The 13,700-nt window shown below is 63.0% G+C and carries 10 protein-coding genes; 2 read left to right on the top strand and 8 right to left on the bottom strand.

The window, feature by feature from the left end; genetic code table 11:
• Positions 1-3: 3 nt before the first annotated feature.
• From K6G35_RS26215 to K6G35_RS26190, 6 genes are all read right to left on the bottom strand, one after another.
• On the bottom strand, positions 4-1,266 hold the full coding sequence (locus K6G35_RS26215) for a Zn-dependent hydrolase (protein WP_495676579.1): 1,263 nt from the start codon (positions 1,264-1,266) through the stop codon (positions 4-6).
• Positions 1,267-1,289: 23 nt separating this feature from the next.
• Positions 1,290-1,994: an ABC transporter ATP-binding protein gene (locus K6G35_RS26210; RefSeq protein WP_008643516.1), complete on the bottom strand. Its 705-nt coding sequence runs from the start codon at positions 1,992-1,994 to the stop codon at positions 1,290-1,292.
• Complete coding sequence (locus tag K6G35_RS26205; protein WP_317915440.1) at positions 1,991-2,758, bottom strand: ABC transporter ATP-binding protein; 768 nt, start codon at positions 2,756-2,758, stop codon at positions 1,991-1,993. The genes K6G35_RS26210 and K6G35_RS26205 overlap by 4 nt, the downstream gene beginning before the upstream one ends.
• The gene (locus tag K6G35_RS26200; RefSeq protein WP_495677136.1) at positions 2,755-3,753 is read right to left on the bottom strand and encodes a branched-chain amino acid ABC transporter permease; all 999 of its coding nucleotides are present in this window, start codon (positions 3,751-3,753) and stop codon (positions 2,755-2,757) included. The genes K6G35_RS26205 and K6G35_RS26200 overlap by 4 nt, the downstream gene beginning before the upstream one ends.
• Positions 3,753-4,610, bottom strand: coding sequence for a branched-chain amino acid ABC transporter permease (locus tag K6G35_RS26195; protein WP_008643513.1), 858 nt, complete (start codon positions 4,608-4,610; stop codon positions 3,753-3,755). The genes K6G35_RS26200 and K6G35_RS26195 overlap by 1 nt, the downstream gene beginning before the upstream one ends.
• 104 nt (positions 4,611-4,714) lie before the next feature.
• The gene (locus tag K6G35_RS26190) at positions 4,715-5,917 is read right to left on the bottom strand and encodes an ABC transporter substrate-binding protein (protein WP_008643511.1); all 1,203 of its coding nucleotides are present in this window, start codon (positions 5,915-5,917) and stop codon (positions 4,715-4,717) included.
• Between the two features lie 362 nt (positions 5,918-6,279).
• Between K6G35_RS26190 and K6G35_RS26185 the strand changes: the two genes are divergently transcribed.
• A complete protein-coding gene (locus tag K6G35_RS26185) occupies positions 6,280-7,116 on the top strand; it encodes a FadR/GntR family transcriptional regulator (RefSeq protein ID WP_495676578.1) in 837 nt (278 codons plus the stop codon).
• 35 nt (positions 7,117-7,151) lie between these two features.
• Here the strand turns inward: K6G35_RS26185 and K6G35_RS26180 are convergent, their stop codons facing one another.
• Together K6G35_RS26180 and K6G35_RS26175 are read right to left on the bottom strand one after the other, a co-directional pair.
• A complete protein-coding gene (locus K6G35_RS26180) occupies positions 7,152-7,448 on the bottom strand; it encodes a YmdA family protein (protein WP_495677135.1) in 297 nt (98 codons plus the stop codon).
• A gap of 477 nt (positions 7,449-7,925) precedes the next feature.
• The gene (locus K6G35_RS26175; protein ID WP_495676577.1) at positions 7,926-11,933 is read right to left on the bottom strand and encodes an ATP-binding protein; all 4,008 of its coding nucleotides are present in this window, start codon (positions 11,931-11,933) and stop codon (positions 7,926-7,928) included.
• Between the two features lie 416 nt (positions 11,934-12,349).
• Here K6G35_RS26175 and K6G35_RS26170 point away from each other — a divergent pair, with 416 nt between their 5' ends.
• Positions 12,350-13,645, top strand: a complete 1,296-nt coding sequence (locus K6G35_RS26170; protein ID WP_008643505.1) for an O-acetylhomoserine aminocarboxypropyltransferase/cysteine synthase family protein — start codon at positions 12,350-12,352, stop codon at positions 13,643-13,645.
• The last annotated feature ends 55 nt before the right edge of the window (positions 13,646-13,700 follow it).

The raw sequence follows: 13,700 nt of genomic DNA, 5'->3' as shown, positions 1-13,700 counted from the left end.
CGATTACCGATTGGCCGCATCGAGCATGGCATGGAGCAGCACGTTGGCCCCCGCCTCCAGGTGCTCCGGCTTCGCATCCTCGATTTCGTTGTGGCTGATGCCGTCCTTGCAAGGCACAAAAATCATGGCGGTCGGGGCCACGCGCGCGAGATAGACCGCGTCGTGGCCAGCGCCGCTGATAACGTCCATCTCCGAATGGCCGATCCGTCCGGCGCCCGCGCGAATGGCACCGATCAGCCGCTCGTCAAATGGCTGCGGCGGGAAGTAGACAACCTGCCGGACATCGATCGAGACACCGTTACGTACCGCCAGTTCGCGCGTCTGGGCCAGGAACGTGTCGTGCATCGAGGTCAGTAGATCGTCGTCCGATGCACGAAGATCGACGGTCATGTTGACGCGTCCGGGAATCACGTTGCGGGAGTCAGGATGGACCGTCAGGCAGCCCACGGTACCGCGCCCGTGCGGCGGATGGTCCAGCGCGATACGGTTGACGATGCCGACCAGCTCCGAAGCCGCAAGCAGCGCGTCCTTGCGTAGCGCCATCGGTGTCGGTCCCGCATGGGCTTCCATGCCCGTGATGGTGACGTCGTACCAGCGCTGCCCCAGTGCGCCAGTCACGACGCCGATCACGGTGTCGTGTGCCTCCAGCACCGGCCCCTGTTCGATATGAGCCTCGAAGTACGCGCCGGGCCGGGGATCGCCAATCGGTGCCGAACCTGCATAGCCAATGGCCTCGAGTGCATCCTTGACGGAGATACCCTCGCGGTCGGTCTGCACGAGCAAGTCCTTGAGGACGAATTCTCCGATGAACGCGCCAGATCCCATCATCACGGGCACGAACCGAGATCCCTCTTCGTTCGTCCAGACTGCCACTTCGAGCGGGGCCTCCGTGACAATGCCGTGGTCGTTGAGCGTCCTGAGGACCTCGATGCCGGCGAACACGCCGAAGTTCCCGTCGAACTTGCCGCCTGTCGGCTGGGTGTCGATGTGGCTTCCGGTCATGACGGCCGGCAGGCTGTCGTTGCGGCCACGTTTGCGCGCGAAGATATTGCCGATGGCGTCGACGCGGATCGCGCAGCCGGCTGCTTCGGCTTCCTTCACGAAGAAATCCCTGCCCTGGCGGTCCAGGTCAGTCAATGCAAGCCGGCAGACGCCCCCTTTGGGAGTTGCGCCAATCTCGGCAAGGCGCATCAGCGTGTCCCACAGGCGGGAGCCGTTGATGCGCACATCATGTCCGATGCCGGCGGATGCTTGGGTGTTGCTCATGCGTTCTCCAGTGCGATGGCGGATCAGACGGTAAGGCCGACGCCGAGGTACTTGTCCTTGACCGCGTCGTTGCGGCGGAACTCCTCGTTGCCGCCGGTGTAGACCACCCTTCCCTGCTCGATCACCACATGCCTGTCAGCGAGCTGCATGCAGACCTCAAGGTTCTGCTCCACCAGAAGAATGGGGACGCCCGCCGCCTTGATGACCTTGAGCTGCGCGACGATCTCTTCGACGATGACCGGTGCCAGACCCTCCACGGGCTCGTCGAGCATGAGCAGGCGCGGATGGTTCATCAGGGCCCGGCCGATCGCAAGCATTTGCTGCTCGCCCCCGGAAAGCTGCGCGCCACCATTGCGGCGCCGCTCGCGCAGACGCGGGAAAATCCGGTAGACATCCTCAAGCTGCCATGGCGACGCCTTTCTTGCCGCCAGCTTCAGGTTTTCCTCGACGGTCAGCAGCTTGAAGATGCCCCTGTGCTCCGGCACGAAGCACAGGCCTTCGCGCGCGATCCGGTGCGGGGCCATTCCCGCAACGTTCTTGCCATGAAACAGCACACGCCCGCCGCGTGGGGGCACGATGCCCGCAATCGCCTTCAAGGTTGTCGATTTGCCGGCGCCGTTGCGGCCCAGTAGCGTGACCAGTTCTCCATCGCCAATGGCAAGGGAGACGCCTTGCAATACATGGCTCTTGTCGTAGTAGCCATGAATATCCTGTACGTCGAGCATCATCCCTTGCCTCCGGTGATCATGTTGCCGAGGTAGGCCGCCCGGACGCGAGGATCGCTGCGCACGTCGGCTGGCGCGCCCTCCATCAGCACCTTGCCCTGCTGCATCACGGTGATGGTGTCCGAGATATCCATCACGATGTCCATGTTGTGTTCGATCAGTACGACGGTATGGTCCTGGACCAATCCACGGATCAACCGCTTCATCGCGCCCAGATCGTCCACGCCCATGCCGGAAGTCGGCTCGTCGAGGAACACGGCGCGGGGCCGTGCCGCCAGCGCCATGCCCACCTCCAGCCGCCGTTGCTGGCCATGCGAGAGCACGCCGGCAGCGGAGCCCGATACATGGGTGAGTTCAAGCCGCTCCAGCACGTGGTCGACAACCTCGGCGCAGGCGAGGTCGCCGGCCGGCAGACGCCATCCATTCATCGCCTTGCGGGGCGAGGTGCCAAGCGCCGCCAGCCGCAGGTTCTCGCACACGGACAGGTTGGGAAACAGGCTGGTCACCTGAAAGGATCGGGCGATGCCGCGCTGGACCCGCTGATAGTCGGCCTCGGCCGTGACATCCTTGCCCTCGAACACGATTCGCCCCGCGCTGACTGGCCGCGTGCCGGTCAGCATATGGAACAGGGTTGTCTTGCCGGCGCCATTGGGGCCAATGACGGAGTGAACGGTCCCGGGCATCACGCGCAGGTCAACCCCGCCCAGCGCCATGAATTTCCCGTATTGCTTGACGATGCCCGTGGCTTCAAGAATCGGCGTGCTCATGCGCGCTCCTCCTGGGTGGATGCGGTGCCCGTCACGCCTCGCAGGCGTGCCGCGATGGTCGATCCCAGGCCCCACAATCCGCGCTGCATGAACAGGCTGACCGCGATAAGCAGGAAGCCCAGAAGCATGAGCCAGCGCGGCCAGAGCGTGGACAGCCAGTCCGCCAGCAGGACGTAGAACGCCGCGCCGAGCACCGAGGCGAAGATATTGCTGGTGCCGCCGATCACCGTCATGATCAGGATCATTTCGCTCGCGTGGTAGTCGATGTTCGCCAACGGCGCGATACCGGTCAGCATGGCGTGCAAGGCGCCGGCAAGCCCCGTCACGGCGCCGGAGATCACGAATGCCAGCAGCTTGAAGGCCCGGACGTTGTAGCCGACGGCAAGCGCCCGTTCCTCGTTGTCGCGAATGGCCAGCAGCGTGCGGCCGAGGACGGATTCCGTGACGCGCAGAACGAGTGCGAAGACGATCAGGAACAGCACCGCCACGAATCCGTAGAATCCCCACGACGACGTCAGATCGATCAGGGCACGCCCGCCGATGGAAATCGGGGGACGCGGGATGTCGAGCAAGCCGTTGTCACCGCCGGTGATGCCGGGCGCGGTGTAGGCGAGGAAGTAGAACATCTGCGCGAACGCCAGCGTCAGCATCACGAAGTACGTGCCGCGCTGACGGATGGAGAACCACCCTACCAGCGCCGCCGTTGCCGCGCCAATCACCGCGGCGCCCAGCAATGCCACCGGCATCGGCAGGCCGCCGGCACGTGTCAGCGCCAGGCCAACCGCATAGCTTCCCAATCCAAAGAAGATCCCTTGGCCGAACGACAGCAGACCCGTATACCCGAGCAGAAGATTGCAGGCCATGGCAGCCATGCCATAGATCAGGACTTCGGTCGCCAGCGTGCCCGAACGCATCGTCAGCGGGAGCAGCAGCGTGACGCCCAGCGCTAGCCACCAGTAGCGGTAGCGAAACAACCATTGTTTGCTTGACGCCATCATCCCCTCCCAAGCAGGCCGTGCGGACGCAGCAACAGCACCGCGGCCATGGCCACATAGATCATCAGCCGGGCACCTTCCGGCCAGAGCGTGCTCATCAGGCTTTGCACGATGCCAACAAGCAGGCCGCCCACCAGGGCGCCAGTGAAGCTGCCCATGCCGCCGATCACGACCACGATGAAGGCCACCCCCAGGGCTTCCACGCCCATGAACGGCTCGGCGCCCCGGATCGGCGCGGCGAGGACGCCCGCGATGGCGGCAGTCCCCGCGCCGAGCGCGAACATCAGGCTGAACAGCCGGAAAACATTGATGCCGAGCAGCGAGACCATTTCCGTGGATTCACTGCCAGCGCGAACGGCACTGCCGATACGGGTGCCTTCGAGCAGCCACCACAGCGCAACGGCAAGGAGGGCCGTGAAGCCGATCACGAAGAGGCGATACTTCGGATAGACGAAATCGCCCCACATCACCACGCCTTGCAGCACATCGGGAGGCGGTACGTCGACACCTAGCGGGCCCCAGCCGACAATGATGAGTTCCTGGATCGCCAGGGCCAGGCCGACCGTGATGAGGATGTGGAATTCGTGCGGCTGCGCGTAGACATAGCGAAGCATCACCTTTTCCGTGAGCCATGCCAGCGCGCCGATGATGATGGGTGCCAGGATGAGCGCCGCCCAGAAGTCCAGGCCGAACTGGAGCGCCTGGAAGCACAGGTAGGCGCCAAGCGCGTAGAACGCGCCGTGGGCGAAATTCACGAAGCGCAAGAGACCGAAGACGATCGACAAGCCTACTGCCAGCAGGAAGTAGAGCATCCCGATGCCAACGCCATTGATGACCTGCAACAGATAGACGTTCATAAACCGTGCGAATGTGGGAGGCCGCCGGACCGCGGCAGCGCGGTCCGGTGCATCGAATATGACTTGAGATGTCCGCGGTCAGAACGACCGCGGCTTCGCGCGGCTTATGCCATCTTGCACTGCGTCTGATCGAGCGGCAGGAATGCTTTGCCCACGCTCACGATCTCGGCAAAGTCATCCTTGTCCTTCATCCTGGACTTGGCTTTGCCCTTCAACAGATAGTAGTTCTTGAGTACCTGATGGTCGCCGGCCCGGATCTCTTCGGGACCCGTCAGGCCCTCGTACTTCAGACCTTCCAGCGCCGCCACCACGGCCTTCGGATCGGCCGAGCCTGCCTTGATCATGCCGTCCACCAGGATCTTCGTGCAGATATATGAGCCGGCAAGGCTGTAGTTCGGATTCGCCTTGAACTTCTCGTTGGCGCGCTTGACCAGATCGCGATTCAGGGGCGTGTCCACGCCGTGCCAGTACTGCGCGCCGAAGTAGACGCCTTCGCAGAGGTCGGCGCCGAGCGATTCGAACTGTTCCAGACCCGACGCCCAGGCGACGAGGATGGTGCAGTTCTTCTTCATGCCGAAGCTCACGGCCTGCCGGAGGGTGTCCGACGACTGCGAGCCGAAGTTCAGGATCAGCAACACATCCGGCTTGGCGGCCATCGCATTGGTGAGGTAGCCGCTGAATTCCTTCTCGGTCAGCGCGTGATAGCTGTTGCCGACGTGCTCGATGCCCTTTTCCTTGAAGATGGCCTTGGCCGCGGAAAGCAGTCCGTCGCCAAACACATACTGGGGGGTGATCGTGTACCAGCGCTTGGCCTTCGGCATCGCTTCGATCAGCGGTCGCACCGTGCGTTCGATCGCGCCGTAGGTGGGAACGGACCAGCGGAACGTGGCCCGGTTGCAGTCCTTGCCGGTGATTTCGTCGGCGCCAGCGGTCGTCACGAACACACCGCCAAGCTTCTCCGCTTCCTTGCCCATGGCAAGCGATTCCGAGGACAGGATGCCGCCGGCAAAGTAGCGCGCGGCTTTCTGCTGCGCCAGCTCCTGCACCTTTCTGACCGCCGTGGCTGGCTTGCCCTCCGTATCGAGGACGCTGTACTGCAACGGGCGTCCCAGGACCTTGCCATATTGCTCCACGGCCAGTTTCATGCCGAGATCCGCGAACTTTCCGTTTGCCGCGAACGCGCCGGACATCGGCACGGGACACCCGAGCTCGATGGCCTCCCCGGCTGCCAGGACACTGCGTGAATAGGTCACTACGCCAGGGACTGCCGACACGGCAGCCAACTTCAGCAAATCACGACGGTTCACGGCTCACTCCTCGTTAGGTGGGGATCGTGTTGTGGCGAAGCTTTTGGCGCCGTATGTGGCACCTGGCCCCGTCCAGCTTTATTCCGCCTCCTGGCGCGACGCAGCGAGAGGCAGGTCGATTGCATTTATCCTATTTATCATCATAAATAGAATAGAATCATCTTAGGAGGCTGGAAAACGGCTTGTCAATGAATGCGGGGTCAGGGTTTACGCAGCCCCGCTGATTCCGTGGGCGTCCTCGTCGGATCAGCCTGGCGCTGCCCTTTCGTCCGGGTGCGGCAGCCGGGCCCTGATGGATAGAATGGCGCCCAGTGGCTGACTGGGCGAGGCATGCAGGTCCAGCAAACGTGAAGGATTGCGCAATGTCGATGTTTCGCGAAGCGAAGGAAGGTGCCATTGGAATCCGCAAGCAGAAACGCGCGGACCTCGTGGCTGAAGAACTGAAGCGGCTGATTACCCAGCGCAACCTCAAGCCGGGCGATAAACTGCCTCACGAGATCAAGCTTCAGCAGATGTTCTCGGTCAGCAAGAGCACGATTCGGGAGGCACTGAAGTCGTTGGAGGTCCAGGGACTGATCAGTGTCAGCACCGGGCCTTCGGGCGGTGCCACGATCGTTGAAGTACCGCTGGATCGCACGTTCCAGCTCATGCAGAACTATCTATTCTTCAAGGACGTTGGCATAGCCGATGTCTACATGGTCCGACGGCTCCTGGAGCCCGAGTTGGCCGCCGGCGCGATCCCGCATTTGACCGAGGATGATTTTCTGGCGCTCGAGCGCACGATCGACTTGTGCGACCCGGCGTCACAGGCTGCCGCCGGCACCAAGATGCTGGACCAGCGACAGGAGGACCTGACCTTCCACGACATCCTGGCCGCGGCGAACCCGAATCCGATGCTGCGTTTTTGCTGCGAACTCATCAACGAGATGATTCGCCAGCTAGTCGTGTTCGGCAACGAGACGCCGGCGTGCGAGCACGAACGCTTCGGGGCCGCCAACGTGGTGTTCCACCGGCGCATCGTGGCGGCTGCCCGCGCGCGCGATGCGGAGGCGGTGCGGTCGCTGATGTCGGCGCATATGGAAGAGTGCACGCATTACGTCACGCGCATGAACGGCCGCGTGCATGGCAGGCTGGTCCTGGATTCCGAGATGACTCGGCGGACATGGCTGAAGCCCAGTGAGACGGCTGACAAGGCTTGATCAGCCTCGTCGCTCGCGCACGATGCTCTGGAGTCCTACAGATAGGTGATGGTTACGATGTAGCCCACTGGCAGGGCATCCGTCGCGCTGGCACCGGCGCCGAGTACCGCTTTTACGTTTATCAGATTGGGGCCGATGCGCGTATCGCGAGGAAGTTGGCGGATATCGCTCAGCGTTCGGGTCGTCATCGTTCCAGCCTCGCTACACGTGGTTGATATCCCTCGCGATTGGCTGACCTGGGTCATCTGGCATGAGGGTTCCGTGATCGCGCCGCGAAACTGGATGGTGCCGGCCCGCGCAGTCCCAGCCAAAGAGATCGCGCCCATCAACACGAGCAACAGAGATAGCCTTGTCCCCGGCATGATCACCCCCGAACGTGGATCGTTGTTTATCCATCAACGGCGGCCATGCTGAATACTTTAGGCAATTCCTTGCTTCATGGGGGCCCACGCTGGCAATGGGGCCAGCCTCATCGCCAGAAAATGACTATGCTGGTAGCACGAGTCTGACAAGGAGGAGGCAGGCATGGATTTTCTTCCGTTGGTGCGATGGAGCCTCGGAGCCGTTGCGGCGGGTCTGATCGCCGGGTGCAATGCCCCGCAACGCAATCACGCCATGCCCCCTGCCCCCGCGCCGCCACGCATGAACGTGCCGGCCTCCGACGTCTACGATACGCCAGCACCCAGCCCCGCTCCGCCTGCTCAACCTGACGCGCCGCGGCAGAGGCAGTAGACGACGTTGAGTTGATCGTCCGTGGCGCTGCCGCGGCCTCCAGGGAGGGACATGCAGCCGCTGTATCCCAGCCAAGGTCAGGCCTTGCCGGACCCCGTGCGCCCGTCGGCGTCCTGGTTGTCTGGGTTCCATCGCTGGAGACACGCGCGCAAGGCATTGAGCTGTGTCGGTTTGAACATGCATTCGTCGATGCCGGCCTCCCTGCAGCGCTGGACTTCTTCGGCTTCGGTGCTGGCCGTGATCGCGACGATCGGGAGGCGATGGGCGTCCGTTCCGGCTTTGGCTTCGGCTTCGCGGGCGCGAAGCTGTCTTGCCAGTTCATAGCCATTGACGTTCGGCATGTGGCAATCCGTGATCAGCATCGCATAGGCCGTCTTCTCGGCGGCGTCGAGTGCCTGCTGCCCGTCGACCACGGCATCGCAGGCATAACCGAGCAGCTTCAGTTGATGCTGCAGCAGGATGCGATTGGTTTCGTGGTCTTCCGCCACCAGGATCAACTTGCCAGATGCCAGCGCCTGTTCGCGCGTCACTGCGTGCGCAACAGGCTTCAGCTTGGCCTGCGTCGGGGTGGCGACAGTGCGCGCCCGGGCCTGCATGGCGGCAGTCGTGACCGCGTTGATCGCGCGCCAGCTCAGAGCATTGCTGCTCAGGCGGACATCCGATTCTGTCAGCCGGTAGCCCGCCAGTTTGGGTTTTTCTGTGACATGCACCACGATGGGACTGGCCTGCCCGACCGGCGACGGCGGCGCATACTCGCCGTCGTTGAGGAACAGCAACTGCGGCTTGTCACGCGCGTCCGGGCTTGCAGAGTTGGTCGCGCCAGCGGCAGACAGGAAGTCCGTCAGCGCTTGGCCCACCGCGCGATCCCGCAATCGGACCCCGAACTGGATGCCTGCCAGCGGCGGCTTTGAATAGCGTCTTTCCTTGACCGGGAGGCTCAACTCGACTTCGACCTGGGTGCCGATGCCGGGCTCGCTCTTCAGTGTGATGCGCCCACCCATCAACTGCACCAGACGCCGGCAGATTGCCAGGCCAAGGCCCGTGCCGCCGAAACGGCGCGTGGTCGACGTATCGGCCTGCACGAAAGGATCGAACAGCCGGTTCTGGCTCTGCGGCTCGATGCCGATACCGGTATCGGTCACGCGCCACCGGAGGGTTTGCACGGTCTCCGTTTCCTGTACCACCTCGGCGGACACCGACACCATGCCGCTTTCGGTGAACTTGATGGCGTTGCTGAGCAGGTTGAACAGGACCTGGCGCAGGCGCACGCTGTCGCCTAGTACCACAGCGGCAACATCCGCCCCCACATGCAGCCGCAGATGCAGGCCTTTCTCATGCGCGCGGGTCGCCAGCACACCGATGGTGCAATCGCAAAGCTCGCGGATATCCAATGGCTGGGACTCAATGTCGATGCGGCCGGCTTCAATCTTCGAGTAGTCCAGGATATCGTCGAGAATCTGGAGCAACGCGCTTGCCGAATCTCCCATCATGCCGACCGTGGCGGATTGTTCCGGCGTCAGGGACGTATGGGAAAGCAGTTCCGCAAGCCCCAGTACGCCGTTCATCGGCGTGCGAATCTCATGGCTCATCATGGCCAGGAAACTATCCTTGGCACGGGATGCCGCCTCCGCGGATTCCTTGGCGCTGGCCAGCGCAGCCGCACGTTCATGCTCGGCCTGAGTGTCACGCCAATAGCCGTTCCAGAGCACGCTGCCGTCGATCTCGATACGGGGCACGGCCTGCAAGCGAGTCCAGCGAAACCCTTCCAGCTTGCGCAGGCGCACTTCGTGGTTCAGAACCTGAAGCTCCCGCCGCGCCGTGGCAATGGCGCGACGCAGGGACATCCGGTCCTCGGGATGCACACAAGCTTCGATCGTGGGGGGATTGACCGCCAGGGTTTCGGCGTCGACGCCGAACAGGTCCGTGGTATTGCCACTCACCCATATCGGCCCCCGGCCGAGGTGGCCCGACTGGCGTACCTGGAACACCGTGATCGGCAGGTAGCGCGTGACATCGGCCAGACGGCCCTGTGCCTCGCGCGCCTCGAGCTCTGCTTGCCGGATTTCGGTCACATCCACGCCGGTGTTGATCAGTCCCTCGACATTGCTTTCGCAGACAAAGGGCTTGATATAGAGAAGGAAATGCCGCTCCAGGCCTTCCTTGTCCTGCAGTTGCAACTGGAGTTGCACCAGCCTGCCTGTGTCGATGGCCCGCTGGCTCGCCTCCTCCACCCGCGCGCTGTTCGCCTCGCCCCAGAAATGTACTTCCGTGGTGGTGTGTCCCACGATATCGGCCCATGACCGCCCAGTGATCCATTCCGAGAATGCGTTCAACCGCAGATACCGGCCGTCCTTGTTGCTGACGACAATGGGTAAGGGGATGGCATCCATCAGCGTCGACTGGAAGCGCAACTGGGTCGAAAGCTCCCGCTCGGCCTCGCGACGGATGGAAGCCTCCTTACGGTACAGGCGTTGGGAACGAAGCAGGATCAGGACGATGACCAACAGCCCGATCAGGATCGGACTCGCGCGCCAGAGCGCATTCAGCCACGACGTTTCGAGCACATAGCTGGTGCCGGCGTAACGATTCTGGATATCCAGCCGCCGGTCCTCCGGCAACACGGAGAGCGCGCGATTGATCAAGGGCAGCAGTCGCCCGGCTAGCGCAGGGTTGACCGCGAAGCCGCTGTTGAGCATGTGCTCGCCCGAACCGATCACCCGCAGCTTGCCGGCAAAACTGCGTCTTAATTCGATGTCGGTCGAGACGATGTCGTCTACATAGGCATCGGCTTTCCCCTGCGCCACCATGTCGAGACCGGCGTGGACATTCGGGGCGATCTCCAGCTTCACGCCCGGTACCTCGTGCCGGACAAAATCGCCAACCCCACCAGAGTCGGTGACGACAACTCGCTTTCCAGCGAGATCGCGCAGGTGTGCGAGCGGCAAGGCCGAGTTTCTGCCCGCGACCACCACTGGAAACGTCGAGTACGGACGGGATACTGGCAAGCCGTGCAGCGTGGGGTCCTCCGGCACCGCAACGGCCATCAGATCGATCTTGCCCCGGTGCAGCGCCTCGACGGTCTGCTGCATGTCACTCGTCGGCTGGCGCCGGAAGCGGACGCCCAGCGTCTCGCCAAGGTAAGTCAGATAGTCAATCGCTATGCCGCTGGCGCGGCCACTTTCGTCCAGGTACGTGTACGGCGCGAGCCCCGCGTCGACGCCGACCGTCAGCGTCGGCAACGACTTCAGGAACGCACGCTCCTCGTCGGTCAGGAAGAACTTCTGGGGCTTGTCGGGCGAGGCGACCTGCGAGGTCATCCAGCGTGCCAGCAAGGCGGCGCGGCGAGTCGGATCGATGGCCCCCAGGCCAGCGTTGGTCGCATCACGTAGTTCCTTTGCGTTGGATCGGAATGCGAAGTGAATGGCTCCTGTTGGTTCCCGGTAGCGCGAGAGGATCTTCAGTCCCGCAAACTCGTGTGAAACCATTGCGTACTCGGCCACTGGCTGCAGGGTGGCGTAGTAGTCCGCCCGCCCGTTCACGATGGCGCGCAATCCATCGGTCGTATCCTTGATGGGCACCATGCTCGCCTTCGGATAACGCTGACGCAGAATGCCCTCCATGTAGTAACCGGGTTCGATCGCGAAGCGGCCGGTTTGCATGGACGCGAGCAGGTCCTCTTCCAACACGGCGGAGGGACGACCGACCACCACGGCATCGCCATCAAAATATGGCTCGGAGAAGGAGAGGCACCGACGTCGTGCCGGCGTGATGGCAACATTGAGCACCACGTCCACATCGCCTGCGCACAAGGCCGCGAGGAGGGACGCCATGTCGGGATACCCTTTCACGGTGTATGTGATCTGATGCCCGCGCAGGGCCTCATGAAGAAAATCCATGCCGATGCCTTCGGCCTGACCGGCGTTGAGCATCGAGAACGGAGGCCAGCCGTTGGTGAGCATGCCGACGGACAGCTTTGCCGGCAACGCCATGGCGGGCTGCATCAGGCCAAGGCCAAGCAACAGGAACAGGACGGCCAGCGTCCAGCGCCGGCATCGGGAGGCGGCGTGGCGAAGTGTCTCTTTCATGAGGTCATGCCCGGGACGAGGAATGGGTTGAAAAATCGTGGGTGTGCCCGACCGCTCGGCGACGAGGCGTCGGTCCCCGGCTTTGCATTCGGCGCGTGAGAAACGATTTCGGAGTTCCCACGGATCGGGTCGGGCAAGCTTGGCTAGCGGGTCCGAGGGCGGCTCATCGCCTGGTGGATGAGGCCAAATTTAGCGCAGCGGGGGCGCCAATCGGACACAGAAATTTCCTAGATTCACGGCGAAAAATCCCAATATCCATTTGAATCCCGACTCACATGCTGCGTATGGCATATGCATATGAGTGATTCGTATTTCACCTTGCCACCATGACTCCGGGTAACATGCCCGTGATCTCCGGAGGCGCTATGCCACCCCGAGAAGGCTGTCTTTTGGTGAAACCTGGGAGTGCTTGATCAATGTCTGAAAACTGGAAATTCGAAACGCGTTCGGTCCACGCGGGATATAGCCCTGACCCCACGACTAAGGCGGTGGCAGTTCCGATCTACCAGACGGCGGCATACGCCTTCGACAACGCGCAGCATGGCGCGGACCTGTTCGATCTGAAGGTGCCGGGGAATATCTACACCCGGATCATGAACCCGACGACCGACGTGCTTGAGAAGCGGATCGCGGCGCTGGAAGGCGGTGTTGGAGCGCTGGCAGTCGCATCCGGCCAGGCAGCGGTCACGGCGGCGATCCAGACGATCACCGAGGCCGGCGACAATATCGTCGCTTCCTCGGCGCTCTACGGCGGCACCTACAACCTGCTGGCGCATACCATGCCGCAGTTTGGCGTTACGACACGGTTTGCCGATCACCGTCGCCCGGAAAGCTTCGAGGCACTGATCGACGACCGGACCAAGGCCGTGTTCGTGGAGTCGATCGGTAATCCGGCGGGTAACGTGACGGATATCGCGAAGATTGCGGCGATCGCAAAGCGGCATGGTGTGCCGGTCATCGTCGACAATACCGTCGCCACGCCCTACCTCCTTCGCCCGTTCGAGCATGGCGCGGATATCGTCGTTCACTCGCTGACGAAGTACCTCGGCGGTCATGGCACGAGCATTGGCGGAGCCATCGTCGATTCGGGCAAGTTCCCGTGGGCGAAGTACCCCTCGCGCTTTCCGAAGCTCAATACCCCGGATGCCAGCTATCACGGCGTGACGTATACGGAGGCCTTCGGCCCCGCGGCATACATCGGCCGGGCTCGTGTGGTTCCGCTGCGAAACATGGGCGCGGCGCTGTCGCCGTTCAATGCCTTCCTGATCCTGCAAGGCATCGAAACGCTTGGCCTGCGCATGGATCGGATCAACGACAACACGCTCGCGGTGGCCCGGCACCTGAGCCAGCATGCCAAGGTGGGCTGGGTCAACTACGCGGGGCTCGAGGACAACCAGGACTACGCGCTCGCCAAGCAGTACATGAACGGCAAGGCTTCGGGGTTGCTCACGTTCGGCGTCAAGGCCGCCGATGGTGATGGCCGGGCGGCTGGCGCCCGGTTCCTGGATGCGCTGCAGCTGTTCACGCGCCTCGTGAACATCGGCGATGTGCGGTCGCTGGCCACGCACCCCGCTTCCACGACGCATCGCCAGCTTTCCCCGGAAGAGTTGGCGCAGACGGGCGTGGGACTGGATACGGTTCGCCTCTGCGTAGGCATCGAACACATCGACGACCTGCTGGCTGATATCGACCAGGCGCTGCAGGCGGTTTAACCGTCGGCGCTGCCGCGCGGCATTGGTGGGCGGGAAGCCATGCTTCTCCGCCCAC

The organism is Cupriavidus sp. HY129, from assembly GCF_059492215.1.
Note: the sequence above shows the minus strand (reverse complement) of the source record. Positions and strands in the feature narration are given on the sequence as shown.

Coding starts and splice junctions, on each gene's coding strand:
- K6G35_RS26195 (WP_008643513.1), bottom strand. CDS start 4,610: ATGAACGTCTATCTGTTGCAGGTCATCAATGGCGTTGGCATCGGGATG.
- K6G35_RS26205 (WP_317915440.1), bottom strand. CDS start 2,758: ATGAGCACGCCGATTCTTGAAGCCACGGGCATCGTCAAGCAATACGGG.
- K6G35_RS26200 (WP_495677136.1), bottom strand. CDS start 3,753: ATGGCGTCAAGCAAACAATGGTTGTTTCGCTACCGCTACTGGTGGCTA.
- K6G35_RS26175 (WP_495676577.1), bottom strand. CDS start 11,933: ATGAAAGAGACACTTCGCCACGCCGCCTCCCGATGCCGGCGCTGGACG.
- K6G35_RS26210 (WP_008643516.1), bottom strand. CDS start 1,994: ATGATGCTCGACGTACAGGATATTCATGGCTACTACGACAAGAGCCAT.
- K6G35_RS26185 (WP_495676578.1), top strand. CDS start 6,280: ATGTCGATGTTTCGCGAAGCGAAGGAAGGTGCCATTGGAATCCGCAAG.
- K6G35_RS26170 (WP_008643505.1), top strand. CDS start 12,350: ATGTCTGAAAACTGGAAATTCGAAACGCGTTCGGTCCACGCGGGATAT.
- K6G35_RS26215 (WP_495676579.1), bottom strand. CDS start 1,266: ATGAGCAACACCCAAGCATCCGCCGGCATCGGACATGATGTGCGCATC.